General features: G+C 67.8%; 20 protein-coding genes. 7 read left to right on the top strand and 13 right to left on the bottom strand.

Annotated elements, in window-relative coordinates; genetic code table 11:
• Positions 1-28: 28 nt before the first annotated feature.
• Complete coding sequence (locus AC3ERT_RS33695) at positions 29-1672, bottom strand: hypothetical protein (protein WP_435178759.1); 1644 nt, start codon at positions 1670-1672, stop codon at positions 29-31.
• Between the two features lie 183 nt (positions 1673-1855).
• On the opposite strand from AC3ERT_RS33695, the gene AC3ERT_RS33690 reads away from it, so the two are divergent.
• From AC3ERT_RS33690 to AC3ERT_RS33680, 3 genes are read left to right on the top strand one after another with little or no spacing between them, the layout of a single operon-like run.
• Entirely contained in the window at positions 1856-2764 is a 909-nt protein-coding gene (locus tag AC3ERT_RS33690; RefSeq protein ID WP_435178757.1) for a radical SAM protein, read from the top strand.
• Complete coding sequence (locus AC3ERT_RS33685) at positions 2761-3195, top strand: DUF6375 family protein (protein WP_435178755.1); 435 nt, start codon at positions 2761-2763, stop codon at positions 3193-3195. The genes AC3ERT_RS33690 and AC3ERT_RS33685 overlap by 4 nt, the downstream gene beginning before the upstream one ends.
• The gene (locus AC3ERT_RS33680; protein ID WP_435178753.1) at positions 3182-7189 is read left to right on the top strand and encodes an NACHT domain-containing protein; all 4008 of its coding nucleotides are present in this window, start codon (positions 3182-3184) and stop codon (positions 7187-7189) included. The genes AC3ERT_RS33685 and AC3ERT_RS33680 overlap by 14 nt, the downstream gene beginning before the upstream one ends.
• Before the next feature lie 118 nt (positions 7190-7307).
• Here the strand turns inward: AC3ERT_RS33680 and AC3ERT_RS33675 are convergent, their stop codons facing one another.
• From AC3ERT_RS33675 to AC3ERT_RS33665, 3 genes are all read right to left on the bottom strand, one after another.
• The gene (locus tag AC3ERT_RS33675; RefSeq protein ID WP_435178751.1) at positions 7308-8543 is read right to left on the bottom strand and encodes a tyrosine-type recombinase/integrase; all 1236 of its coding nucleotides are present in this window, start codon (positions 8541-8543) and stop codon (positions 7308-7310) included.
• A gap of 11 nt (positions 8544-8554) precedes the next feature.
• Positions 8555-8857: a helix-turn-helix domain-containing protein gene (locus AC3ERT_RS33670; protein ID WP_435178749.1), complete on the bottom strand. Its 303-nt coding sequence runs from the start codon at positions 8855-8857 to the stop codon at positions 8555-8557.
• A gap of 151 nt (positions 8858-9008) precedes the next feature.
• Entirely contained in the window at positions 9009-9548 is a 540-nt protein-coding gene (locus AC3ERT_RS33665; protein ID WP_435178747.1) for a helix-turn-helix transcriptional regulator, read from the bottom strand.
• A gap of 284 nt (positions 9549-9832) precedes the next feature.
• Here AC3ERT_RS33665 and AC3ERT_RS33660 point away from each other — a divergent pair, with 284 nt between their 5' ends.
• The 4 genes from AC3ERT_RS33660 (at position 9833) to AC3ERT_RS33645 (ending at position 14939) form a co-directional block, all read left to right on the top strand.
• Complete coding sequence (locus AC3ERT_RS33660) at positions 9833-11353, top strand: DnaB-like helicase N-terminal domain-containing protein (protein WP_435178745.1); 1521 nt, start codon at positions 9833-9835, stop codon at positions 11351-11353.
• A gap of 255 nt (positions 11354-11608) precedes the next feature.
• Complete coding sequence (locus AC3ERT_RS33655; protein WP_435178743.1) at positions 11609-12328, top strand: DUF2637 domain-containing protein; 720 nt, start codon at positions 11609-11611, stop codon at positions 12326-12328.
• Positions 12329-12672: 344 nt separating this feature from the next.
• Complete coding sequence (locus AC3ERT_RS33650) at positions 12673-13224, top strand: MobC family plasmid mobilization relaxosome protein (RefSeq protein WP_435178741.1); 552 nt, start codon at positions 12673-12675, stop codon at positions 13222-13224.
• Positions 13221-14939, top strand: a complete 1719-nt coding sequence (locus AC3ERT_RS33645; RefSeq protein ID WP_435178739.1) for a relaxase/mobilization nuclease domain-containing protein — start codon at positions 13221-13223, stop codon at positions 14937-14939. The genes AC3ERT_RS33650 and AC3ERT_RS33645 overlap by 4 nt, the downstream gene beginning before the upstream one ends.
• A 97-nt stretch (positions 14940-15036) precedes the next feature.
• Here AC3ERT_RS33645 and AC3ERT_RS33640 read toward each other — a convergent pair whose 3' ends face one another.
• The 9 genes from AC3ERT_RS33640 to AC3ERT_RS33600 all read right to left on the bottom strand — a co-directional run bounded on the left by AC3ERT_RS33640 (position 15037) and on the right by AC3ERT_RS33600 (position 25022).
• Complete coding sequence (locus AC3ERT_RS33640) at positions 15037-15801, bottom strand: DUF6193 family natural product biosynthesis protein (protein WP_435178737.1); 765 nt, start codon at positions 15799-15801, stop codon at positions 15037-15039.
• A 103-nt stretch (positions 15802-15904) separates the two neighbouring features.
• The gene (locus AC3ERT_RS33635) at positions 15905-16096 is read right to left on the bottom strand and encodes a hypothetical protein (protein WP_435178735.1); all 192 of its coding nucleotides are present in this window, start codon (positions 16094-16096) and stop codon (positions 15905-15907) included.
• Between the two features lie 152 nt (positions 16097-16248).
• Entirely contained in the window at positions 16249-16956 is a 708-nt protein-coding gene (locus AC3ERT_RS33630) for a restriction endonuclease (protein WP_435178733.1), read from the bottom strand.
• 396 nt (positions 16957-17352) lie between these two features.
• Positions 17353-19455, bottom strand: a complete 2103-nt coding sequence (gene fxlM, locus AC3ERT_RS33625; RefSeq protein WP_435178731.1) for a methyltransferase, FxLD system — start codon at positions 19453-19455, stop codon at positions 17353-17355.
• A 16-nt stretch (positions 19456-19471) separates the two neighbouring features.
• A complete protein-coding gene (locus AC3ERT_RS33620; protein WP_488180752.1) occupies positions 19472-20746 on the bottom strand; it encodes a lanthionine synthetase C family protein in 1275 nt (424 codons plus the stop codon).
• Positions 20743-23808, bottom strand: a complete 3066-nt coding sequence (locus tag AC3ERT_RS33615) for a lantibiotic dehydratase (protein WP_435178727.1) — start codon at positions 23806-23808, stop codon at positions 20743-20745. Before AC3ERT_RS33615 ends, AC3ERT_RS33620 begins: the two co-directional genes overlap by 4 nt.
• Before the next feature lie 112 nt (positions 23809-23920).
• The gene (locus AC3ERT_RS33610) at positions 23921-24070 is read right to left on the bottom strand and encodes an FxLD family lanthipeptide (protein ID WP_402445225.1); all 150 of its coding nucleotides are present in this window, start codon (positions 24068-24070) and stop codon (positions 23921-23923) included.
• A 260-nt stretch (positions 24071-24330) separates the two neighbouring features.
• The gene (locus AC3ERT_RS33605) at positions 24331-24453 is read right to left on the bottom strand and encodes a hypothetical protein (RefSeq protein ID WP_435131437.1); all 123 of its coding nucleotides are present in this window, start codon (positions 24451-24453) and stop codon (positions 24331-24333) included.
• Positions 24450-25022, bottom strand: a complete 573-nt coding sequence (locus tag AC3ERT_RS33600; RefSeq protein ID WP_435178725.1) for a DUF6907 domain-containing protein — start codon at positions 25020-25022, stop codon at positions 24450-24452. Before AC3ERT_RS33600 ends, AC3ERT_RS33605 begins: the two co-directional genes overlap by 4 nt.
• Between the last annotated feature and the right edge of the window lie 27 nt (positions 25023-25049).

The following is a 25049-nucleotide window of genomic DNA, read 5'->3' as shown; positions in this document are numbered from 1 at the left end:
GTAGGGACTACAGGGCAAAAGGCAACTGTCAGGCGGGAAGCTCGCTTCCCAGATAGCGGACCAGAGAGGCGCCCTCAGCGATCTTCAGTCGTACGGTGACCCTTCCTTCCTCATCGAATCGCCGACGCTCCTCCTCCAAGTCATCAGCGAGGTCGATGACGACCACTTGAACCATCGGTCCGAGGTCAATCCGGTTGTCACCGAACTCGTAGGCCACACCTTGATGGATAGCTGCGAGGCGCGACTGGCCAGTACCAGAGAAATGGTCCAAAGCTGCCCGCCCGACCACCTGCACTGAGACAGTACCGCCCTGTACTTGAATCTTTTCTCCTTCAAGCAGAGCGAGCGCTTCTCTAACGTCTCGAGTGTCCCTAAGAGTGAAGCCGTCAGGAACCGGAAAGAAGTGTCCGGTAAGGCTCTGCAGGCGTGCTAGGTCGTCGAACGCGTCGGCCCATCGGCGAGCTTCATCTGGTGGCAAGGGCCACCGCTCTTCCTGGACAGGCTCACTTAATTGCGTCCCCCCATAGTCAGGCAAGATCAGCTCAAGAAAGCGGCCTGGCAGCATCTGGGACATCAAACGCAACGCCGGCACGTACGCTGACGGCATGGCCTGCTCGGGCGGCAAAAACGTCATTTTGAACTGTGCTTGCCCCGTGAGCGTATCCGCCCTGTATCGGATCTTGAACGAATCAGCGAGGTCCGCTCCGTAAAGGCAACCTCCACCGGCACCCGCGGAGCGCTGAGTGAAGATCGCCTGCAGCAACGCATTGGTACGTCCGTTCTCCGACCTCACCGCAATGGTGGCCTTGACCGGCGGGTCAACGGGCTCCCGCTTCGCGGAGATGCGCAGCATGGACGGGAGAGCCGTGCCACTGATGCCAAGCCCAGCCGGCGCGGTCACGATGAACTCTCGCAGGTGCTCTTCTGCCAACTGGATTTCATCGCCGCCGAAACGGATAACGCGTTCGAACTTGAGTTGGAGGCTTACATGCTCTGGATCGTCCTTCCGAAAGGCGACGTGGCCAGTGAGCGTGACAAGCTCTTCTTCCGGAATGTAAAGGCACTTGGGAACGATTTCTACAATGGACTCTCCGTCGGGATCCGTAGTAGCGCGCAGGCTGTAAAATGGAGACACCTCCTGTGCGCGGCGGACGAGCATCGCATGACGCTCGGCGAAGTCCGGTACTCCACGCAGAAGCATGTCTCGTTCGGCTCGCGCCTCGCCGATCTGCTTGAGAATCTCGGTGCTGCTGTGCCAGCTGTACCGAACCAGATCCTGGTGGGCCGCGAAGTGACTATTCAACCAGGTAAGGCCGCGCCAGTTCCGCACAAAGGGGAACTCCTCGCGGAGGCCATCGAACCATTTTAGCTCGGCGGGGTTCGCATCGATGGGCACCAAGAGGTCCCAGTAATCGGGCTGATGCCGTGCCGTGGAGAGCAAGGAATCACGCACCTGGTTGCGCCGACCTCTGGTCATGCGACCGGTGAAAGATTTTGCCTCGTAGTTAATGAGCTCGCGGCGCTCGGTGTACTCGAAGAGATCTCGTCCACCGTCACCACCGGATCCGTCAACCGGAAACGCCTGCGGACGCAGGCGGAGAACCAGCATGCCGATCAGTGACTCGGAAGCCTTCGGCTTCGACGCCAGCTCCCCCCATGGGACTTCGACCATCTCCCCAAGGTAGCGACTGACTCCGACAACTCATGTCTCTGCCCCGGAACCCACCTTCGGCGGCTCCTCTGGTCGTAGTCGTACTGCGCTGTCCCGACCGCAACGCACCGGACTCCCCATCGGGGGCACGACTTCGATGACATTGCCCGGTCTCCCCCCAACGTCACCGACAGTGGTGGCATCATGCTGTCGATGAGGTGCAAGGTTCGCATGTCCGCATCTGGCGTTCACCTGTTCGACCGCGTCTCCGGGATGAACGTGCTGCTCGACGAGGTGCGCGTTCCCACTGAGCGATTTTCCCGTGGCCCGCGGTACTTGTCAGTAGCCCTGACCAACGCGTGCGAGCTCCACTGCGCCTACTGCTACGCGCCCAAGCATGCCGCTGCACTTGACAGAGAGCGTTTGCAGGCGTGGGCGGTGGAACTCGACGCTTCCGGGTGCCTCGGGGTCGGCTTCGGAGGCGGAGAGCCGACCGCGTACAGGCGGTTTGCCCAACTGTGTGCTGATATCGCTCAATCCACCTCAATGGCGGTGACCTTTACGACGCATGGGCACCGCCTGTCACCCGAACTCGTCGATTCTCTGCGTGGAGCCGTGCACTTCGTCCGCCTGTCCGTCGACGGCGTCGGGGCCACCTACGAAAGGCTCCGCGGCCGGCGGTTCGCGGCGGTGGCCCGCGCGGCCGGATTGCTCAACTCTCTGGCCCCGTTCGGCATCAACGCGGTCGTCAACGCCGATACGGTCGGCGAACTGGACGATCTCGCCAAATTCGCCGGCGATGTCGGCGCAGCCGAACTGTTGCTCTTGCCAGAGCAACCGACCTCGGTGACCCCTGGTATCAGCGATGCCGATGCGCAGCGCCTCGTCGAATGGGCCGCGACCGCACGAACCAGTATCCGACTCACGATCTCCCGTACCGGCCTCGAAGCTGCGTTGCCCATCGCAGAGGTCATTCCCGGCGAACTCCCCCTTGATGCACACATGCACCTCGACGCTGCGGGCGTATTGCGTCCCCACGCCTACGCATCTACGGGAGTACCGGTTGGGGGTTCCATCATGGATGCGGTAAAGACGCTGAGGGAGACAGCATGAGGATCTGGAACGGCTACGGCTCAGAGCACTCGATGAACCTGGTCCTGATCGGCCGATTTCAGACGGTCACCGGTGCGAAGGCAGCCGAGGAGTGCATGGAGGCTCTGCAAGCTCTAGCCGAGGCCGTGTGGTCCGACGACGACTGGCGAAGCCCAGAAGAGCGCATGCCTCGTGACCTCAGTGATGCACTCATCAAGATGAAGCTCTATGACATGGGCCGGGCCGACGTCGACGTCTTCGGGCTCGATCACAGTGTCACCCGCACCACAGAGACGGTGCGGATTTGGACCGATGAGTCCGAGATTCAGGGTTTCCTGAAGGTCCTTCTCCACCACGGCGCGAAGGTCGAGGTATTCTCCCGTCACGAATGGGACGAGGCCGCGACCACAGAGTCGGAGACGAGCAACCGGAGCGACAATGGATCTGACTGATCTGGAACGCCTGCCCGGCGCCGCCGACAAGAACTTTGAAGCCCTGACGCGATCCATCGTGTCCCGCCGATACGGCGCGCTGGGCACAATGCGGGAGCGCCGCAATCAGCCCGGCGTCGAGTTCTACCTACGCGTTGACCATGCCGGCGCTCTGGGCAACCCGGGCCGGGTCTGGGGGTGGTCCTGCAAATGGCTCATCCTCAATAGCAAGAATGAGCTCACCGTGGGACAGCGCAGTCAGATCGAGGATTCCCTGTCCAAGGCGATCAAACATGTCGCCGGACTGACCGACTTCGTGCTTTGCCTTCCAGAGCGGCCGGCCAAGGGGGACGAGGAGTGGATCGACGGACTCGGTCGGCAGGGCGTCAGGGTCAAACTTTGGTCTACCGAGAACTATGACGCTGAACTCGCCGGACACGATGAGCTCCGCTCAACCTTCTTCGGCGAACTCGCCCTCACCCCAGACGCATTGGCTCAAACCCACAAGCGATCTGTTGCGCCTGTCGAAGCCCGGTGGGTACCGCAGCTTCATACCTCCACCCACGTGGAGCACCGGATCGACCGGGCTTTGTTGCGTCCCAAGTCCTTCGAGTGGTTGCAGCAGCGCACCGACGAGATCACATCCCGGATCCAGGCACTACGCGCATCTCTCGACCGCCTCGACACTGCCTTCCGCCAAGACGCCGTTGAGGTCGCAGACGACCTAGACCGGTTCGTCAACGACCTGGGAGAGGTCCTTGACGCCGGGGAAAATAGCCGACCTTGGGAGGTCCGCGAGCGCCTCGCTGAGCCGCGGCTGCCAGCAACCTCTCCCCGCGCCTTGCGGCGTTTGGTGCTCAGATTGAGACAGCAGCAATTGCCCGAGGCGCTGTTGGTCACTGGCCTCGGCGCGGAGATCCGCGACATCGTTCAGTGGCTGAGTGCCACTCGGGCGGACACCGACGCACACCTTCTCGCCGTTGTCGGCGCCGCAGGACAGGGTAAGACGCACCTCGCCGCGCAGATGACCTCGTCGAATGACCAGCCCACGGCAGGGGTCTTCATCCAGGGCGGAAACCTACGTGCGGGCCAAACCCTCGACGACCTCACTCGACGGATCCCTGGGCTGAAGGTCGACCACTTCGAGGACCTGCTGGAAGCCCTCAACTCAGCTGGAAACCGGGGCGGCTGCAGGATCCCATTGGTCATCGACGGCCTGAACGAGGCCGAGCGGCCCTCTGAATGGAGGACGCTGCTTGCCGGATTGGCTCCGGCTCTGCGTAAATATCCACACGTGGCAGTGATCGTCACCCTCCGCGAAGCGCTCGCCGATGCTGCACTGCCGAGCGAAACGGTAAGGCTAGAACTGGAGTGGCGACGCACGGAAGTCGACGATATCCTTCGTGTTTACTTCCGCCACTACCTCATCAACCCCGCCGGCGCTTGGCTGCCGATCGAGGAGTTCCACAACCCGCTGTTCGTCCGCATGTACTGTGAGGCCGGCAACCACGATTGTCGAGTGCCAGTAGGCGTAGAGGCGCTGCCTCAGTCCCTCATCGGCGTCTTCGAGCTGTATCGCGAAGGTGTGGTCGAGCGGTTGGCGCGGGATCCAGCGCGAATCTCAGTGCCAGCGGACCAAATCCAGCGCCGCCTCACCGATCTGGCAAGACGCATGTGGGCGCTCAACGTCCGCCGGGTTCCTTTCGATGATGCGCGAAACATCCTCGACGCCGGCCAGCTGAACTGGGACGAAAGCTTGTTCCGTCGCCTTGTAGACGAGGGAGTTATCTTCCGCGAGGAAATCAGGGGTTCCGACGAAACCGAGTGCGGCTTCGTATTTGACCGCCTCGCCGGATACCTGATAGCCGACGCAATTCTGGTTCGCATGCCCTATGCGGAGGTCAACGAGCAACTCGCGGAGGCAGCACTCTGGGAATCCCTTCTGGGTGACCACGCGCACCCCCTTGGGGAGGACATCCTCATCGGCCTCATCGCGCTGGTGCCACGCCGATTCACCAGGCACCACCTGTGGCGCGTCGCCCCTGACGATCATCGTTCGTTCGTGCTCGCCCAAGAACTCACCACCGAGTCGGGTTTCCTCGACGACGATACTGTGGACGCCCTCGCGGCCGCGCTTGTGGCCGGACATCCCAGCAAGAGAAGGGGGCGGCCTGCGTTCGATCGTTTGTGGGAGATCCGCAGGTCCGCCCCGCACCGCCTGAACGCTACTTTCCTGGATCGTGTGCTGCGCCAGCTTCCCCTTCCTCAACGTGACATCCGCTGGAGTGAATGGGCTCGGGGCCGGGCTGCCGGACGCCTTACGGCGGACCTGGAACGGGTGATTGAGAGGTGGAGCGGTAGCGATAGCCGTTCCGAAAGCGACGAGCTGAATGCGTTGGCCATCGCCTGGTTGCTGACCTCAACGGATACCGGGCTACGGGACTTGGCGACGAAGGCCCTCCAACGTTTTGGCCGGCCGGCCCCCGGGCGACTTTTCGAACTCGCCGCTCGGATGATCGATGTCGACGATCTCTACGTGACCGAACGTCTCATAGCCGCCGCGTTCGGGGCCGTTACCGCCCACCAGATGCCCGACCCTGGCGGACCGCTCGAACATGCCTTGGGGGATTGGCTCGCGCGGTTGCGCGACCGTTTCCTCGACGGCGGGAGCACGCCTACCTCGCATGAGCAACTACGTGGCCATGTACGAGCTACCTATGAGTTTGCAGGCGTCCTGCACCCTGCCGCAGTCCCAGACGGAATCGATCCCTTTGGTCCCAGATTCCCGACCGTGACGCCAGCCACGGTGATGGAGGATGATGACCCCAACGCTGAGGAATGCGGCCGCATCTTCGGCATGGACTTCGAGAACTACATCATCGGGAGGGCAATCAACGGCAGGAGTAATTATGACTTCGACCATCCCGAATATCGCAGGGCACGCGCCGAGATTCTGGCTCGTGTCTGGGAACTGGGCTGGCGGGAGGAATCTTTCGGCGGTGTGGATCAGTCCATTGTTGCGGACTCCGAGCGGCCCTACGGCGCCAAGAGGAGGGTAGAGCGATACGGCAAGAAGTACGGCTGGATCGCTTATCATGAAATGGTCGGCCGCCTCGTGGATGCAGATCGTGCTCCCTCCCTTTTTGGTGGACCAGAACGCTTGATGCCCGACGTCGACCCAACCTTCCCGGACCCTCCACCTGTGACGCCCCTGCCTCTTCCGCTGTGGGCACCTGAGGAACTGACCGAAGACCGGAGTTGGCTCGCTTCGGGGGCGGTGACCGTTCCGGACCATTTGTGGTCACCAGAGGAGATCCACGGAGTGAAAGGCGGCTGGCTTCTGGTAGAGGGATATCTGGACCACAGTTATGGCGGACGGACGGTGTTCGGCTTCTTCCGGACCCTCCTACTCGAGCAGGAAAACGTAGAAACCGCCTGCCAACTCGCCAGGGACCGTCAGTATCCGGGAAACCACTTCTTCGCTCCACTACCGACGGTCAGCGACCTGCTAGCCGCGGAAATGCCGTGGAGCCCTCGGTTCAAGCTCACCCTCGACGATGACGTTCCAGGCGCCTACTCACGTCGCGAACTATACATAGAGGGGCAGGCCGATGGGATCGTATATGACCAAGTCGCTGTTGAATTCTCTTCTGATAGCACTTCGGATACAGGGCTTGGCGGGAACTATGACGTCCCGTCATTTGACTTCGCTGCCAGATTCGGCTTGCGACAACTGCCCGGCACGTTGGACCTCGTAGGAATGGACGGTCGGCGCGCGTCGGCAGTGTTTCGCGCGGACAGGCCGTGGCGCGGCCATCTGCTTTTCCTTCGCCGCGATCTCGTCGAGAGCTTCGCCGGTGATCGCCGCATCATGCAGGTGGCCTGGGGCGAGCGGGGAGTGGCTTCCGATTGGCGTTCGGTTCCCTCCTGGATGCGTGCCATATACCAAAGCTATGCACATGTATGGCGCCACGTCCGGGTTCTCGGCACGGAGCAGCACAATGCAGAGAACTGACACTGAAGAAGCTCACTGGCGTCGCAGCCTGAGGATGCGCGAATTCTGGACCCACTAACCTGCGGGGGAGGCGAGCTTGTCCTGGCAACGAGAAACCTAGACGAGCTCACCTCCGCCTTCAGCGGGCAGTCTCCGCTTCCGAGGGACTCTCCCCACCCCAGAACAGACGGTCTATCCGCTTGCTGACGTCGCCCAGCATCGGATCTGTCACGTGCTGGTACCGCTTCGCCATCGACGCCGAGGACCAGCCCATGATCGACATGACGATCCGCTCGGGGACGCCGAGGAGCAGGAGGACCGTGGAGGCGGTGTGGCGGGCGTCGTGGAGGCGGGCGTCGCGGACCCCGGCTTCTTGGAGGAGCTCCTTCCATCGGTGGTAGTCGGTGTTGGGGTTGAGGGGCTCGCCGGTCGGTGAGGTGAAGACGTAGCCCTTCTCCGTCCAGAGCTGGCGGGCGGCGGCGCGCTCCCTTGCCTGGACTTCGCGGTGCTGGCGCAGCAGCTTGGTCAGCTCGTCCGGGAGGCCGATCGTGCGCTTGCCCGCGCGGGACTTGGTGTCCTTGGTCTCGCGCCGCACTTGGACGCGCTCGAGGCAGTAACCGGGCTTCCGGCCGCACTCCCCTCCGCAGCCGTGGGCGTACTTCGGCCGCAGACGGCCCCGGCGGACGCGGATCACGCCCGCGTCCAGGTCGACATCCGACCACTGGAGGCCGAGCACCTCCCCCTGCCGGAGGCCGAGGGCCAGGGCGATGACCCAGCGCGCGGCGTTCCTCCGCTTCCCAGCCGCCAGCAGGATGCGCTGGACCTCCTCGACCGAGTACGGCTCGATCTCCTCCTCTTCCAGGCGCGGCGCCTTTGCAATCTTCGCCACGTTCACCGTGAGGTGGCCTCGACGGACGGCTTCGCCCAGCGCGACCCGGAGGGTGCGGTGGGCCTGGTGGGCGGTGGCGGGCTTGCTGCCGCTGGCTTGCATCTTCTTGTAGAAGCGCTCCAGGTGTTCCGGCTCCAGCCTGATGAGGCGGTGGGCGCCCAGGCCGGGTATGAGGTGTACGCGGACGGCGACCTCGTAGCCGGTGATGGTGTTCTCGGAGACGCCGATCGGGGCGATGTTCTCGATCCAGTGGGTGAGCCAGGTCTTGACCGTCCACGCCTGGCCGGGTTTGCGGACGGTGCCGGCGTCGCGCTGCTTCTCCAGCTCGCGGACGAGCTTGGTGACATCGGCTCGGGACTTGCGGGATACGTGGCGGCGGTCGGGTGTGCCGTTGTCCTTGACCCCGACGGTGACGCGGCCGTGCCAGCGGCCGTCGTTGCCGAGGTAGATGGACGAGGCGCCGTTGGGCTGGCGGGTCTTGGCCATGTCCGCCTCCCTCAGGCCGCGGTGGTGAAGTCGGAGGTGTCGCCGCTGCGGCGGGCGATGAACTGCCCCAGCGCCTCGGCGGGTATGCGGCGGAGACTGCCGATCTTCACGGAGGGGATCTGGCCGGAGGAGACGTACTCGTACAACTTGGTGCGGCTGATGCCGATGCGGCGGGCGGCTTCGGCGACGGTGAGGGCGACGAGGGTGGGGTCGCCGTGGGAGCCGTTGCGGGCGGCGATGAGGGTGCGCAGATCCCCCTCGGGGACGCCGAGGAGGTGGGCGATCTGGGCGACCGGAAGGTCGTTGGAGTGCAAGGCGGAAACCTCTCTTGGCGAGGCGTCGGGGCGGCAACCCCGGCCTCGCCGGTCGTGATCGTTCGTGGGTACGGGCGGTTGTGTGTACTGCGCTGCAGGGCATGGCTGTTCCGCCGGTGTTCGTAGCACCGGCGGAAGCAGGACCCTTGGGCTACGAGTCGGCGCCCTGGTCGGGGGTGCGGAGCCAGCTCTGCAGTTTGGGGGGAGCGCCTCGGTGGTGGTGGAACTCGCCGTTGGAGGCGACGGTCATCTCGTGGGTGAGCAGGGCCTTGACCATGTCGTCCTGGTCAGGGTGTGCCTCGGTGTAGGCGCGGAGTTCGGCCTGGACGGCGTCCATGGCCTTGCCCAGGGCGCGCCACTGCTTCCACTGCTCGACGTACTCGCCGACGAGTCTGCGGACCTGGGGATTGGCGATGTGGCCCGGGGCGGCGGTGAGGTCGTCGAGGGAGATGTCGAAGACCTTGCAGAAGCCGAGCGCCTCGTCGAGGTTGACCCGGCGGCGGGGCTTGCCGCTCTCGATGCGCCAGATCGCCGACTGGTTGATCGGGTGGCCGGCCTCGGTCATGCGCTCGGCCAGGGTGACGGTGCTCCATCCCCGGACCTCGCGCTCCATCTTCACCCGCTGCGCGACGTGGTCCTCCGGCAGAGGGCGTTCGGGTCCTGCGGCGCGAGTTGCTCCTTCCTCGGACATCGCTTCCTCCTCCTTCGGTTCGGGCTGTCGGGCGACGGCACGGGCGGGGCTCAAGTAGTAAAGCTCATTCGGGAGCGAAATGCAAGCTAGTCATTCGGCAATGCGTCTGGTACCCTCATGGAACCCCCGAACGGGGCCGAACGCGAAGGAGAGAACGAAGAAGCCCCCGGCGCTACGAACGCCGGGGGCTGAAGCAGAAACCTCAACAACCGCCCGTACCCACGAACGATCAAGACCGGCTGGCTGGGATTGCCGTCCCGCTGCCTGCCAGGTGAGGAGTTTCCGTGAACCAGCGTACGGCCTCGGGGCCGGATACGCCATCGCGTCCATCGACGGCGACGTCGCTCGTTGATGAGCCGCCCAACGACCTGGCCGCTGAGCAGGCCGTTCTCGGCGCGTGCATGTTCCGGCACCAGGCCGTGGACGAGGTGCGCGCGCAGCTGGTACCGGAGGACTTCTACCGGCCCGCGCACGAGACGATCTGGCGGGCCATTCTCGCCCTGCGCGCCGAGGACGCACCCACCGACCCGATCGTGCTCGGCGACTACCTCCTCGGCAGGGGCGACCTGAGCCGTATCGGTGGCACGCCCTATCTCCACGTCCTGGCCGACGCCCCGCCGACGGTCGCCAACGCCGCGCACTACGCGGAGATCGTTCGCCGCAAGGCCAACCTGCGCCGCCTGCGCGAGAACGGCATCCGCACCGTCCAGCTCGCCGTCGAGCCCGGCGCCGACCCCGATGCGATACGCAGCGCCGCCGAGGCCGAGCTGCGCGCGGAGCGCGACCGCTCCCTCGCCTCCGGCAACGGCCGGCTTTCCCGCTACCTGGTGGACGGCTGGCGCTTCGTCACCGAGACCGGAGCGGACACCGACCCGCTGTGGGGCACCCGCGAGCAGACCGCTTGGTCGTCCGGCGAGAGCCTGATGATCGTCGGACCGCCCGGCGTCGGCAAGACGACGCTGGCCCACCAGGTGATCCTCGCCCGCCTCGGCCTCCAGGACACCGTCCTGAACATGCCGGTCTCCCCCAGCAAGCGGGTGCTGTACCTGGCCATGGACCGCCCCAAGCAGATCGCCCACGCCATGGCCCGCCGCATCTCCCCCGATCACGAGTCCGTCTTGCGCGACCGACTCGCCGTCTGGCAGGGACCGCTACCCGCCACCCTCGACAAGGAGCCCGACCTCCTCGCCGACCTGGCCGCTGCCCACCAGGCCGACACCATCGTGATCGACAGCCTCAAGGACGCGGTCAGCACCCTCGTCGACGACGCGCTCGCCGTCGCGTTCCACAACGCCCGCATGCGCGCCCTGCGCAACGGCGTCGAGGTCATGGAACTCCACCACCAGCGCAAGGCCACCGCCGACGCCCCGCGCGGCCAACGCCCCACCCTCGACCGGGTCTACGGCTCGACGTGGATCACCTCCGGAGCGGGCAGCGTCCTGTTCATCGCCGGAGAAGCGGGCGACCCCGCCGTCACCCTCCACCACCTCAAGACCCCGACCGGCGAGATCGGCCCCCTCCAGGTCATCCACGACCACGAGCGCGGCACCACCACGATCGAGCCCACCTTCGACCCGGTCGCCATCCTCCGCGCCCATCCAGACGGGCTCACCACCCGCGACCTCGCCGCTGTCCTCAGCGGCCAGGCCAACCCGGACCGGTCAGCGGTGGAGAAGGCCAGGCGGCACCTGGAACGCCTCGTCAAGAGCGGCCACGCCAGGAAGACCGAGGGCGCGGCAGGCGGCACCGGAGGCGGCCAGCAGGCCCGCTACGGCGTCTCCAACCTGCACATCGCCGTCGGCTGACCGCGCCTCCGCCGCGACGCCCGGACCGTACACGGGGGCGTACACGCGGCCCCTGCCGGGCCATGCCGCACGGAGCGCTCCCGACCGTCCACGGCGGCCACAAAGCCCCTGGTCAGACGATCACGCGACCGTACACGGCGCACACGCAGCCAGGCGTACACGCGCGGCCCCCCCCTTTAGAAGGGGGTTCGCGTGTACGCCCCCTCGACGGAGCCCTGTGATCGCCCCCCACGTCACCACCATGGAGAACCCCGCATGACCAAGCACACCGCCGAGCGGTACGCGCTCATCGCCGCCGGGATCGTCATCGTCGCCCTCACCGCCGGCGGATTCTGGCTCTCGTACGCCCACCTCGCCCAGGTCGCCGGTCAGCACGGCCTGCACAACTCCCCGGCCCGCCAGTGGGCCTGGCCCGCGACCCTGGACGCGTTCATCGTCGCGGGCGAGCTGCTGATGCTCCGCGCCGGCCTGCGCAAGGTCCCCGACTGGTGGGCCATCGCCCTGACCGCGACCGGGTCGGTCGGATCGATCGCGCTCAACGTGGCCGGGGTCAGCGGAACCAGGCACGGCAGTTCAGTACCTCTCCTCGACTACGTCATCGCCGCGGTCCCACCGGCCGCCGCGCTCCTGGCCTTCGGCGTGCTGATGCGCCAGATCCACCACCTCGTGACCGAACCCCTCGGTGCCGAAGCGCCGACTTCCGCACAGCCGGCGGAATCGCCGCGCACAGCGCCTCCCCCCGTAGATCCACAGCCCCTCCCACGCGGAGGCCGCCCAGCAGACGCCACGCTCGACCAGCTCGTCGAGATCGGCCGTGTAGCCGTCGCCGAGCACGGACACGCCACCCGCGCGGTCGTCCAACAAGCCATACGTGACAAGGGCCTCAAGGTCGGCGGCCAGCGACTGACCCAAGCCATGGGCGTCCTGCGGGCGGAACTCGACACGGACCAGGGCGATGACCGAACGCCCGGGTGACCGGAACAGAGCCGGGGTGGTCGGAACGGTTCCGACCGCCCCGCCCGCCCACTGCTCTCACCCCGCGCGGCATCGACCCGAACCAGCCGCCAAGCCGCGCGACCTCACTCGCCCGCACACCCGCAGCCAGGTGATGCGACCACCCGCCCTCACCTTCCGGAGCACCAGCCGTGCCGCACATCCCTCAGCCCGCAGAGACCGGCCTCGACGCGCCCGGACAGCACACGACGTCCCGTAAGGTGAAGGACCGCTGGCGGCGGGCGTTCGGAAAGACGGCCCCTGGCGGAGCCAGTAGTACCCCGAGTCCGACTCACGGCCGGATCGGGGGGATCTCCGCCCCAGGGGTGGCGGAGCAGGCCCGGCGCGAGGGCGCACCGAGCCAGGACGTCGGAGCCACCGGCCCCGGACAGGACATGCTCCGCACCGCGCAGACCGCAGTCCTCGACCGCGCGTCCACCGAACCTTCTGCCCCGTGCACGCAGAGCGTGCAGCCCATGATCCGCCGCTTCACCGGCGACAAGCGCACCGTACGCGTCGGCCCCCTGCGCTTCACTCCCGACGAGCACGCCCTCCTCCGCGAAACCGCCGTCGAGCACGGCTACAAGGGCGAGTCCGGGTTCGCCGCCGACATCGTCCTCGCCTTCCTCACCGGCAGGTTTACCGCGAACCTGCCGCTGTCCGAGGACCGGCGCCGCACCCACACGTTCCGCGCCCAGGTCCTGCGCGCGCTCAGCCGCATCGGGAACAACGTCAACCAGATCGCCCGCGCCCTCAACAGCGCCTCCACCCCACCCGACATCCGCGAACGCCTCGACGAACTGCACCGCCTCCTGACCACGATCGCCGAAGCCCTGCGCCAACCCACCGACGACGACACGGAGGTGGGACGCCCGTGATCGCCGCCATCAAACCCTCCGGCTCCCGCACCCGCGGCCTGCTCGCCTACCTCTACGGACCCGGCCGCCACGACGAACACCTCGACCCGCACATCGTCGCCGCCTTCGCCACCCTCGGCCTGCCCGACCCCGGCCGCGACGAGAACGCCACCCTCACCGAACTCGCCCGCCACCTCGACGCACCCGTCGCCCTGCGCAACAGCGAGTTCGGCAAGCCCGTCGCCGACCACGTCTGGCACTGCCCCGTCCGCGCCGCCCCCGAAGACCGCCACCTGTCCGACACCGAATGGGCCGACATCGCCCACCGCATCGTCACCGCCGCCGGCATCGCCCCCGAAGGCGACGACCTCGCCTGCCGCTGGATCGCCGTACGCCACGCCGACGACCACATCCACATCCTCGCCACCACCGTCCGAGAAGACGGCCGCCGCCCCAAACTCCACGGCAGCGGCCGCCGCATCGGCGACGCCTGCCGCCAGATCGAGCACGACTACGGCCTGCGCCGGCTCAACAAGGGCGACCGCACCGCCACCCGCGGCCCCAGCCAGGCCGAGATGCACAAGGCCGAACGCCTCGGCTGGGAACAGACCAGCCGCGCCTGGCTCCAGGACCGCATCCGCGCCGCCATCCCCCACGCCGCCAGCATCGAGGAACTCCTCGCCTACCTCGAAGCCGACGACGTCATGGTCACACCGCGCCGCGGTCCGTCCGGCGACCTGATCGGCTACTCCGCCGGCCGACCCGGCGACCTCGACAAGAACGGCCAGCAGATCTACCACCCCGGCGGGAAGATCGCCCCCGACCTCACCCTCCCCAAACTCCGCGCCCGCCTGGAAAGCAGCACCCCCGAAGAACACCCCACCGCACGACGCAACCAGCCCGGCACACCCTGGGAGCAGGCCATCGACGCCCTCGATACCCTCCGCCCGGCAGCCACGAGCAGCGACGAACACAATCCACAGGTCCAGGCACAGATCAGCGCTCTCGGCGAACTCATCGAAGCCACCGCGCAGATGGCCCCCGCCGACCTGAGCTCGGATCTACGAGCAGCAAGCCGTACCTTCGCCCGCGCCCAACGCTCCCAGGTCCGCGCCGAACAAGCCGCCGCCCACACCCTGCGCACGGCCGCCCGCGACATCGTCCACACCGCCACCGGCCCGAACAGCAGCGCCCTCGCCGCCCTGACCGCCACCCTCGTATGGGCCGTCATCCTCGCCGCCCGCTGGCACGACGCCAACTGCCACGCCCAACAAGCCGCCGCAGCCCGCCAGACCGTCCAGCACCTCCAAGCCGCAGCCGACACCGCCCTCAACCCGACCCTCACCCACCTCACCACCCGCCAGCCCGCCCCGCATCACCAACGCACCCTCGCCACCGACGTACGCGTCTCCCTCCCCGACCACGCCGACCGCATCCTCGCCGATCCCGCCTGGCCCGCCCTCGCCACCGTCCTCACCGACGCCGAAGCCAAGGGACACCAACCCGGCCGGCTCCTCGCCGAAGCCGCCGCCCAACGCGAACTCACCACCGCCCGCCAGCCTGCCCGCGTTCTGATCACCCGCATCCAACACACCGCCCGCAACCCCGCCCCGAACCGGCGCTCCGAAGCCGCTCGCCTCCGGTCGCAGGGACTCACCACACGGCCTCAGCCAGCAGCGGAGACGCCGCCCCCGGCCCCGGCAACGGAGGCGAACCGCGCCCGCCCACGGCGGTAGGGGACGTCATAGAGCAGCCCGAGCGAGATCGCACCGTCCGGGGGTGCGACGAGCGAATCCTCCGCGCCGCGTCCGAAACGGTCGGGGAACGGCACGTTCAATCGCCCTCGCCCAGATCATGCTCAGTGCCGGCTACAGCTGGCCCCCAGGTCTTCGCCATGCGTGAGACGACAAGCGCTGCGGCTTCCTGTGCCGTGTAGATGGGCGCCGCGCGGAACTCCTCACCGTGGTGCCGCAGCGCGTACCTGCCGTCGCCAAGGGGCTCGATCGCCGCCATGTCGCGGGAGAACGGCCACCCCGTGCACCTGCTGAATCCGAGCGCGCGGTGGCTCGTGTAAGGGAAGAGGGCCCTCAGCCTTGGCTCGGCGTACGCGGCCCGCATCATCTCCAGGTCCACGTACGGATCTTCTTCCAGATAGACGCGCCACTTCTCCGCCACCGCATACTCGGGTCCACGCTCATGGGCCAGAGCCAGAGCACTGACCTCAAGAAACGGCGTCGTAGCCTGCAACTCGACCAGCCCGACGCCGTCATGCCAAGCCGCGGCCGCTGCCGCGACTTGTTCGAGGTCGTCAGTGGAACCGTGCGTCAGCGTCACCCCCCGTCCTCCCGCAGAAACGATGAATACCCGTTCGACGGAACCGAGGTTCACGCTGAAGCCGCCCAACTGCGGACTACGGCTCGCGACCCACGCGAAGGCGAGCGACGGACCGTCGCTCGCAGACCGGACATCACCGAGGTCGAGAGCGTGCTCGGCAGCGCACTGGGAGAGCGCGGCTGCGAGGCTGCCCGCGGCAGCTACCTCCGGATACAACTCCGAGTCCGGACGATGTGGTTGCCCCGACGGACCGGTTGCAGTCATCCCCACATCATCGCCCCAGCGCGGATGTTGACCAAGCCATGCGCGAACGACTCCGGACGAGCCCGACTTCTCCATCGCCGGCAACGCCATACGCGCCCCCGGCTCATCGCTCGCAGGCAGGCAGGCCCAACAAGCCCGCGTCTCCAAGGATCTGCGCGACGCTCTCCGTCAGAGCGCCGTCCGCACCGATGACCGTCTCACCGCCACAGGGCAGCAGGTCGGCCGCGCGGTACTCCCCGGCCCGCAACCCCGCCTCAACCAACGACTTCCCCGACACGCTGTTGCCCCGCACCACGACCAACATTGTGCCCGTATTCCCCGTCCTCACCCACCCCACGCTAACGGCCCTCGCCGGGAAGGCCAGTGGGCACGACGCGAGGCCAGCTCGCTCCCCAGGCAACTCTGCGGCGCCTCTCCACACGTCGAACGGCCTGCCACTGCTTCTGCCTACGGCGTGAGGCTGTGCCCGGCGAGGACGGAGTAGATGTGCTCACCGTGGGCCCAGCGCTTGAGCTCCTGGCGCCCGATGAGAGTCAGTCGATGACGGTTGGCGAACTGGGTGGCCGGTTGGCTGAACCCGTTCAAGCCGATGATCATCGCTATATCCGCGCCGTGTTCCGGCCGGGTCGTTCCGTTGAACCTCTGCATGTCCTGCGATCCGACCGGCTTGGCGTACTTCTTGCACTGCACGACGAGCTTGCGATTCTCTTCGTCCCAGGCCAGCACGTCGGCGCCAAGGTCTCCTGCACCGCCGACTCGGCGGGTGTGCCTGAACCCGTCGCGGGCCAGGAGATCAGCGCACGCCTGCTCGAAGCCGGTCGGGGTCATGGCCTCAAACTGTGCCATCCGGTACGTCAGCGCAGCCGGTTCGTGGTCCTCTCGCCACGAGGCCGCCGACACCTCGTATAGGGCGAAGTCGGCGATGAACAGCCAGCCCCCGAAACGCCCTACGAGACCCACAACGATCAGCGCTCCGACGCCGATCAACGCCGTCCACCACGGGTGATGGGCGATTGGTCCACCGACGTCCTGGCCTAACCAGTGAGGTACGTCCTGGGTGATCCACTTCCACAGCATCCTGGCAGCGGTCAGGACGAGGATCATCACCAGGATGAACTTCAGCATCGGGTCGAGCGAGCCGTCTTCCTCGAACACGGGGTCCCCTCCATGTCACGGCACCGCGAGTGGCACTCCGAACCCTGCGATGCGGCCATTCCTGGAATCGGTGTAGCAGTCACCACTGACACCGACGGGCGGAACGAGCCCGTGAGACCTGCTTCGCAGTCGGGAACCAGCCAGTCCCACCCGGCACTATGCCCACGAGGCTGAATGTCAGATCAACGTGCGGAGGTGGCTGCGCCGGCTCTCCACTGCACAGCTGAGGTTGGGGGCTGGTAGTCGGCCCAACGAGCCGAGACGTGTTCGGTCGCCGCAGCATGACGCCGCCCCGGCGACATGACCGAAGTCAGCGGTCGTCGGGACAGCCGGCATTCACAGCAGTCAGCCAGCTGTGTCGGGGTGGGCACAGGTGTTCAACCTGTGCCCACCCGCCTACCAGCTGATGGTCAGGCGGGTGTCGGGCCTGGTGACGTGAGCGCCGGGGGCAAGCTGGCCGTCGGGGGTGGCGGCGGGGTACGCGGTGATGACCGGTTGGGCGGGGCGCTCGTCGTTCCAGCGACTCAGGAGGTCAAGGACCTGCGAGTTGAGTTTGTTGCTGTCCGGCCCGTGGGTGATGAGGCCCAGTTCGTCGGTGTCGTCGTCGACGGGTCGGGTCGTGAGGTAGGAGATGGTCGCGCCGTCGTACAGGGTGGCGCCGGCCCAGCGGATGGCGGGGGTGGCCAGGCCTAGGACGTGGGCGGCGGGGCCGATGGACAGGCGGCCGAAACTGAGGTCGCTGTCGGTCGTGGCGAGCCAGAGGTCGAGGTGGGCGGCGGGTTCGTCGTGGCGGACGTGGATGCCGGTCCAGTGCTGGTGGGCGGGGTGAGTCAGGGCTTGGGCGAGGGCGGGCTCGTCGGGGAGGTCGTCGGCGTCGAGTTTGAGGATGACGTCGTCGGCGAGGCGGACGTGGCGTTCGCCCATTTCGGAGGCGCCGCGCATGGGTACGAAGCCGCAGACGGAGGCGTTGGTGCTGCGCATCCGGTGCTCGTCGGTTCGGTCGAAGGCGAGGGAGCGGGTCAGGCCGCTGCCGTGGAGGCGGAGGGGTACGACGATGCGTCCGCCGAGGGCGAGTTGCTGCCACCAGGCGGCGGAGATGTCCCATGCTCCGGCGGTGACTTCGATCCTGTCGTAGGGGGCGCCGGCCGGGTGGCCGAGGGCGCCGTCGCCGCAGATGACTTCGACCTGGCCGTATCCCGCGGCGGCCAGGTTGGTGCGGGCACTTTCGGCGAGGTCGTCGTCGAGTTCGATGGTGGTGACGTGGCCGGTGGGGCCGACCAGTTCGGTCAGGAGGGCGGCGTTGATGCCGGTGGCCGCGCCGATCTCCAGGACGCGGTGGCCAGGTGCGGCTTGGAGCTGTTCGAGCATGGTGGCCACGATGTTGGGTCCGGAGGCGGAGGAGACGGCCGTGCCATCGGCAGCGCGCTTTGTGACGACGGCCTTGCGGGCGTAGGCCGTGGCCAGGTCCACCCCGGGGAGGAACAGGTGGCGGGGCACGCTGCGGAAGGCGGCCTTCACCTCGGGGGTGCGAAACGTGCCGAGGCGGTCGATGAAAGCAACGAGGGCTTCGCGCAGCCGCTGAGGTTCTGTGGTCGTCTGGTCCGTCATGTCCGTGGTCACCGTCTTCACAGTAAGGGGCTGGGCGTGGTCGTTCCGGCTGCCGTACGGAGTGTCGTCGGCTGCCGGTTGCCGGTGGAAGATCACTCTGCTGGCGGCAGTGGCCAACAGGTACTGGTGCTGGGCGGGGATGCCGAGCCGGTTGAAGGCAAAGAGCAGGTGGTCCGTGAGGATGGCCCGTAATCCCCGGGTCAGAGCGCCTTGTTGAGCGAGGCAGGTGAGAGCCCGTCCGGCGTCCTCGAAGGCCGTCGGCCAATCGGGCGCCAGCGTCAGGGGGCTTCCGGGACTGTCGCTCGCGGCGGTGACGAGGAACTGCACCGCGGTCAAGGTCGGCGCCCCCGGCTGCGGGGCGCCGGCGTCCGTCCGGTGTTCGGCGACCTGGGCCCAGATGTCGCCCTGCTCGTAGAAGTCCTGCCCGGCCGCGGTCATCATGCGCGTGCCCAGACGCACTGCGAGCTCGCGGCGGTGATCGTCCCCCGTACCGACACGGGCGAGGTACTGAAGGATCTGGCGGCTGTCGGCGTGGAAGAGACGGTGCGCGATGGCCATCGCTTCGGGTCCGCCGAACCGGTACGTCTCCGGCTCATAGACGGCCTGATGGGCACGCTGGATGGCGGCTCGACCGATCAGGGTGGTGGTCAGGTGGTCGAGGAAGGCGGCGGCTGCCTGGTCGTCCTCACCCCTGGGGAGGAAGCGCAGTCGCCAAGTCTCCGCTTTGCGGACCAACCACCAGCCGGAGACAGTTCCGGTGGTCTCGGCGTCAGTCAGGAACGGTCCGAGATGGGTGACGGCCATGTGCTCGGCGGCCTCCCAGTCGCGGCACCGCAGGTTGACCTGACGCCATCTGCTGCCGCCGTCCAGCTCGTACATGGTGGGTCCCATTCCGTTGATGCAGTGGTCAGTTGAGAAGGAGACAGGTGGTCCAGCCGCTGGGTGCGCCAGTGGCGGCAGCGGCCACGGTGTGCAGGGTCAGGGCGATACCGGCGCTGCCTTCGACCAGGCCGGGCAAAGCTGCTGGTGGTAGGTCGCGGGCGTGGCGGAGGAGCTGTTCGAGCAGGTACGGGAGGTGGGTGGCGAGGGTGGGTGTGGCTGCGTCGTTGGCGGCGTGCCACGCGGTCGCGACGAGGCCGGCCCAGCCGTGGCACAGGGCCGGGTCGGTGATGCTGGCGAGTTGGTTCTCGTCGGCCAGGCATCGGGCGAGGGCGTCTTCGGCGGCCTGTTGGCGTGTACGGTCGCCGACGGCGAGGGCGGCCAGTTGCTGGGCGCGGGCCAGGCCCGGGGTTCCGTAGCACCAGGAAGGCCGCGCCGGGCCGCCTTGGAATGATCGTCCGGTGCGTAGTTCGTCGAGGGTGATCCGTTCGGGCCACCACGGTCCGGCCGGAGCCGTGTGCTGCCAGGTGTCGAGCCATCGGCTGATGGTCTGGATCGCGGCTGCGTGGCCGGGAACCTCGACTCCGCGCCGGGCGGAGAGGGCCAAGAGCGCGAGGGGGCCGGCGATGCCGTGGGCCATGCCGAGGTTGGCGTGTCCGGCGTCGAATCGGGGATCGTACGACCCGGAGGGGATGTCGGCGGTCCACCAACCCGGGGCGCCGCGGCCTGCCTTGTCGGTGGCCGGCACGGGTTCGGTCAGCCGCACGAGGTAGGTCAGGACCTGTCGGAGGAGGTCGCCGCCCGGGTCGCGGGTCAACAGATAGGCGCCGAGTCCGGTGAGGCCCCGGACCAGGTCGAATTCGTTGGGCGACGGGCGCAGGCTGCGGTCGATGCGGGTATGGGCGGCGTCCAGTCGGGTGTGGACGAGTTGGGCGATGCCTGCGTCGAGGCGGGACATGGCGCCCAGGTAGCCACCGGGTGCGGCAGTGGCCAGAGCGAAAGCGATTGCGGGCGCGCCGAACCACAGGCCGGCCCCGGGGCCGGCGGAGAGGTCGTCGCGGGTGGCGCGGGTCAGCCATGCGTGCAGGGACTCTTGCCCGCTCAGGCCGTGTTGGGCGCGTAGTCCGTGCAGGACGGCGACGCCAGCGGCGCCTTTGGACAGCGACTGATCGCGCCAGCGCGGGCTGGTGGGGCTGTAGTCGTCGGCCGGATCTACCAACGGTGGTACGGCGAGGGCGGCAGCCAGTTCGTCGGACATCGCGGCGGCTGCCTCGAGCATGGCCCTGTCGAACACGGCGGTCACCGGTCGCTGCCTGTGCCGGTCTGGCGGGCGGCCCGGGCGAGGGCGGCCGCGCGGGCCAGTTTGCCCGATGCCGCTTCACCCGCCGGATCGATCCCGCGGGCGCGGTTGTGGTGCATGTGCAGTAGTGAAGTCAGCGCCGAGGCCGGGGTGACCCGGGTGATCTCGGGGGTGAGGCACGACGCGTAGCGGGCTGCGGCCTCGGACCTGGCCCGCCAGGCGGCGGCGATCTCCGGGCCGCCCGGCAGGGTGAGCAACGTCCAGGCGTTGGCCAGCAGAAGCGTCTGGCGGCGCGCCTCACGGTCCAACGCGGCTGCCCCATCGGCGATTTCCGGATGGTCGATCAGCCAGCGCATACCCGAAGGGGTGCCGCCGGTCATGGCGTGGGTGAGGTCGACCAGGCTCGCTGCGGTCAGCGCCGAAGGCTGGACGTCCCGGGCGCCGGTCAGGGCGGCGAGCTGCGTCAGGACCGCGTGAGAGTCGGCGGCGAACACCGCGTGTGCGGCCTGCATGGCCGCCCCGGGCCCGTACCGTGCGACCTCCGGGTGGTAGGTGCTGAACGTCAGGTCGCCGATGAGGCCGAGCCGTCGTAGCTGCGCGGCCCAAGCCCCTACGTACCCGTGGGCCCGTTGGAGGTCGGGGTCACGCAGGCGCAGCCGCAGGTGCGGTGAGCCCTGACGGGATCGGGTGAACCACCACAGCGGCTGCACGTCCCACCGTTCCAACAGCGCCGGCACGTGCCGGAGCAGGATCGCGTCGAACACCTCCGGGTGCCCGTACACCTTCACGAGCACCACGTCCTCGCACTGCTGCGGTGGGGTCAGTGGCAGGGGTGCGGCGCTGGTGAGGACGGTCGGTGTCGGAGCGGGAGGTGCGGTGGCGGCCAGCGGGATGACGATCTCGTGGGCGCGTCCCTGAAGCCAGCCGTAGTCGACGACGGTCGGTGCTTCGCGGACGGTAACGGGGCCGTCAGCACTGTCGACGTGGGCGCGCAGCACCGCCAGGTGCACGGGGTCGTCCAGGTCCAGACGCAACTGCCGGTCGGTCGTTCCCACCGAGATGTTGGCGGGCAGGTTCCGTCGCTCGCGCGCGGTGTCGAGAGCGGCAGTCCATGCGCTCATCGGCGACGACGAGCTGGGCAGGCCGGCGGGGTTCAGATCCCATTGGGCGGGGGCGAGGATGCTGCGGCCGTATCTCACGCGTGGGAGGAACGGCAGAACCGCAGCCGCACCCCAGTCGAAGGACGTAACCGGCGCATGGGCGGAGCGCGGGATCTCGAACAGCAGCCGGGCCAGATGCGGCATGGTGTGGCGCGCTCCCGCGTGCGGCAGGATCGGTTCCACGACGCGGCGACGGGACAGCGACACCACGTACATCCGGTCGCGGTCGGCGGTGACCGCCAGGTCCCGCAACGGAATCTGTCCTGGTGCGGGGTCGCGGTGCTCGGCCAGCGAGATCACGTGCGACACCACCGGCGGGACGCGCAGCACGTTCTCCGAGCGCACCGTCCGCGGCGGGAACGACAACTGAGCGACGAGCCCGTCCTGCACGCCCGGCGGCAACCGCCCATACGCCTCGGTCATCCGTCGGCGATCCGCGTCGGAGAAGAGGTCGAGGAACCGGCCGGCGTTGGCCGCGGTCCGGCCGAACCCGGACACCCCCAAGGTGAAGAAGCCCTCCGCGAGCGCCCGCGTCGAAGAGGCACGCACGTCCACCCACACGTCCCCGTGCGCCGCTGGCCCTGGCAGGACCGACCCGACGCCCGTCAGCGCGTCCAAGGCGGCATCGTCGAGCCTGATCTCCTGCACGCCGTCGAGAGCGGCCTGCTGGGCAAGCACGAGCAGGCGTTCATCGCGTCGCGACAACACGCCGGCAGGAGTCGCGGGTTGGGTGAAGTGCTGTGGGAACCCGAGTCCGACCAGGGGGTCGGTGAGTTCCTTCACCGGCACCAGCGCGCCGGGCCCGTACCGGTCAAGGAACCTTCCGCGGTACGCGTTCCACGCGGCGACCGCCGGGGTCTGCGGCGCAAGACGAACGAGTGCGGCTGCTGCCGACGCGGCCTCGTGCGCCACCTGCACCGGAAGCACCGCCGAGCAATCGAGCCGCAGATCGACCGCCAAGGGCTGATCCGCGGCGCTCGACACCTGACGCATCCGTTGTGCGAACGTGTGTCCCTGGCGATACGGTTTCGCGGATTCGGCACGCTGCAACGCCTGGTGGATGAAATGGAGTTCACCGACAAGGTGTCGGACCTCGGACAGGCGGTCTGCCTCCACCTCACGCAGCCGGGCCAGAAGATGCGCCAGAGCATCGGCTTCGGTCGCGGGTGGACGAAGGCCGCTGATCAGCACACCCCGCGTCATGAGTTCACCCACGACCGCCTCAAGCGAAGCAGAGGCGGGGCCGGGATGTTCGGCCGCGATCTTGCCGATCAGATCGCCGACACGGATGGGGGTACGAGTGAAGCGGAGGATCGTCTCCACGACGGGTACCAGCCGCACAGACACTTCCTCCTGCGAGCCGGAAGTCTGGGCGGCGGTGTGGGGCTGCCAGGTCACGAGCAGCCGCTCTCCGCGCACCGTTGCAAGGTCGTTCACCACGACCGGCAGCCGTAGCCGTAACTGAGGACAGGACTCGAAGCGCGCGATCACGTCGGCCAACCACACCGCGTCGGCCCGGGCCCGCACGCGGTCGTGCCCACTCCAGCGGACGGAAGCACCGTGGCCGAAGCGCACCGCGCTCACGCCCGCGAAGAGACCGAACGGAGTCGCCCGGCCTTGTACGCGCACGAGGTAGCGGGCCAACGCCAGAGCCGTTCGACGAACTTGCCGGAGATCCGGCTCCCGACGAGCGGGCATCGACTCGATCTGTTCGGCCAGGGCAGGGCTGGCGAACGCGACCGCTCGTGCCACTGACTCACTCGCCCACACCTGTGCGATCCAGGTGCACCACTCCTCCAGCCCGGCCTCACCGCTGGCACCGGGCCAAGACCACCGTGTGCCTGCCTCAAGGGGGTGAGCAGTTGCTCGCAATACCGCCGCGTCGACGTGTTCATACACCGGCATGCGTTCTCCTGCTCTCACTCTCGTACCTCCCGTCGGGCCGAACGTCCAGGTGAAACCGGGTGGTGGGTACGGCGGGCAAGACACCCACCGCACCCACCGACCCGGGGTCCGATCAGCAGTCGCCGTTCTTCTGGGTGTCGCACCCGTCGTCGGTGCTGCTCAGCAGCGCCGCCGCCACGGGGCCGGCGGTGACGATCCGAACGTCCAAGTCGAGGTCCACGCCCTCGACGACCTTCGGCGGTGTGCTCGTGACGATGTCCACAGCAAGTCCTCCTGCTCGTTGGGTTAATGCTCTTTGCGGTGGTGCCCGCGGCCGAGCCCGTGCGGGGGAGCGTCTATGGCTCCCTGCACCCGCAGTCGGTTCCGGCCATCCCCGCGCGTCGCGAACAACGCCACGTACGGGAACTTGTGCGCTCCACCCCGCCTGAACGGCCAGGGTGGGCGTCCGCTCCGGACGCCTCCGACCGTCCCCTATGGGAGAGGGGCAGTCGGTCGCATTGCCGGCGGACGGAGCGGAAGCTTTCAAGGGGCCGGTTGGCTGGCGAGGGCAAGCCCGAGAACGAGGCCGATCGTCAGGGCGAGGACCGTCAGGACGAGAATTCCGGTCCAGCCGGCGATGAGGGCGATCTTCCACTGGCGGATCACGGGAGGCCGTCCTCGATCTGGTCACCCGCACGCCTCGCGGGGTGGTCCGGATCTCGTATACGCGACCCATGGGCAGCCCAGTCCTCGCGGGCGGTGATCAGGCCGGGAAGGACGGTGTTCTCGAAGTAGTCGGCCTGGGTGCGGATCTGGGTGGCGAAGCGGGCGAGGTCGGTGGGGGTGAGGCCCTCGAAGTCCCACGCGTCGACGACCGTCAGCGAGGCGGTGGGCACTCGTTCGTGTGGCTGCGGGGCGTAGGGGTGGCAGGCGATCTGGGCAGCGAACATCACGCTGGTGGACTCGCGGTAGCGGGTGCCGTTGATGTCGGTGTCGAGGGTGGCGGGCGGGAGGACGGGGTCGACGGGGAGCATCGTGTAGTGGGCGTAGCCGCGCAGGTAGTGCACGGCCTGGTCCAGCGTCATGCCGGTCTGACTGGGGTCGTCCATGGACCAGTCGGGATGCTGACCAGTCAGGGTGATGCCTTCCACCGTGGTGACCGTCCAGGTGCGCGGCGCCTGCTCCGGTGGTGGCGGCGGGGTGGTGGGTTTGGTGAGCAGGGTGGTAGGGGTCATGGGCGATGGCTCCTTGGGGTGGCGGGA

It is taken from the genome of Actinacidiphila sp. bgisy145, assembly GCF_057708125.1.
The sequence above is the reverse complement of the archived record's forward strand: the minus strand, read 5'-3'. Positions and strand labels throughout refer to the sequence as shown.

Excerpts from the sequence above, each read along its gene's own strand:
- AC3ERT_RS33695 (WP_435178759.1), bottom strand. The coding sequence starts at position 1,672 with ATGGTCGAAGTCCCATGGGGGGAGCTGGCGTCGAAGCCGAAGGCTTCC.
- AC3ERT_RS33690 (WP_435178757.1), top strand. The coding sequence starts at position 1,856 with ATGCTGTCGATGAGGTGCAAGGTTCGCATGTCCGCATCTGGCGTTCAC.
- AC3ERT_RS33685 (WP_435178755.1), top strand. The coding sequence starts at position 2,761 with ATGAGGATCTGGAACGGCTACGGCTCAGAGCACTCGATGAACCTGGTC.
- AC3ERT_RS33680 (WP_435178753.1), top strand. The coding sequence starts at position 3,182 with ATGGATCTGACTGATCTGGAACGCCTGCCCGGCGCCGCCGACAAGAAC.
- AC3ERT_RS33675 (WP_435178751.1), bottom strand. The coding sequence starts at position 8,543 with ATGGCCAAGACCCGCCAGCCCAACGGCGCCTCGTCCATCTACCTCGGC.
- AC3ERT_RS33665 (WP_435178747.1), bottom strand. The coding sequence starts at position 9,548 with ATGTCCGAGGAAGGAGCAACTCGCGCCGCAGGACCCGAACGCCCTCTG.
- AC3ERT_RS33655 (WP_435178743.1), top strand. The coding sequence starts at position 11,609 with ATGACCAAGCACACCGCCGAGCGGTACGCGCTCATCGCCGCCGGGATC.
- AC3ERT_RS33640 (WP_435178737.1), bottom strand. The coding sequence starts at position 15,801 with ATGACTGCAACCGGTCCGTCGGGGCAACCACATCGTCCGGACTCGGAG.
- fxlM (WP_435178731.1), bottom strand. The coding sequence starts at position 19,455 with ATGGGACCCACCATGTACGAGCTGGACGGCGGCAGCAGATGGCGTCAG.
- AC3ERT_RS33615 (WP_435178727.1), bottom strand. The coding sequence starts at position 23,808 with ATGCCGGTGTATGAACACGTCGACGCGGCGGTATTGCGAGCAACTGCT.
- AC3ERT_RS33600 (WP_435178725.1), bottom strand. The coding sequence starts at position 25,022 with ATGACCCCTACCACCCTGCTCACCAAACCCACCACCCCGCCGCCACCA.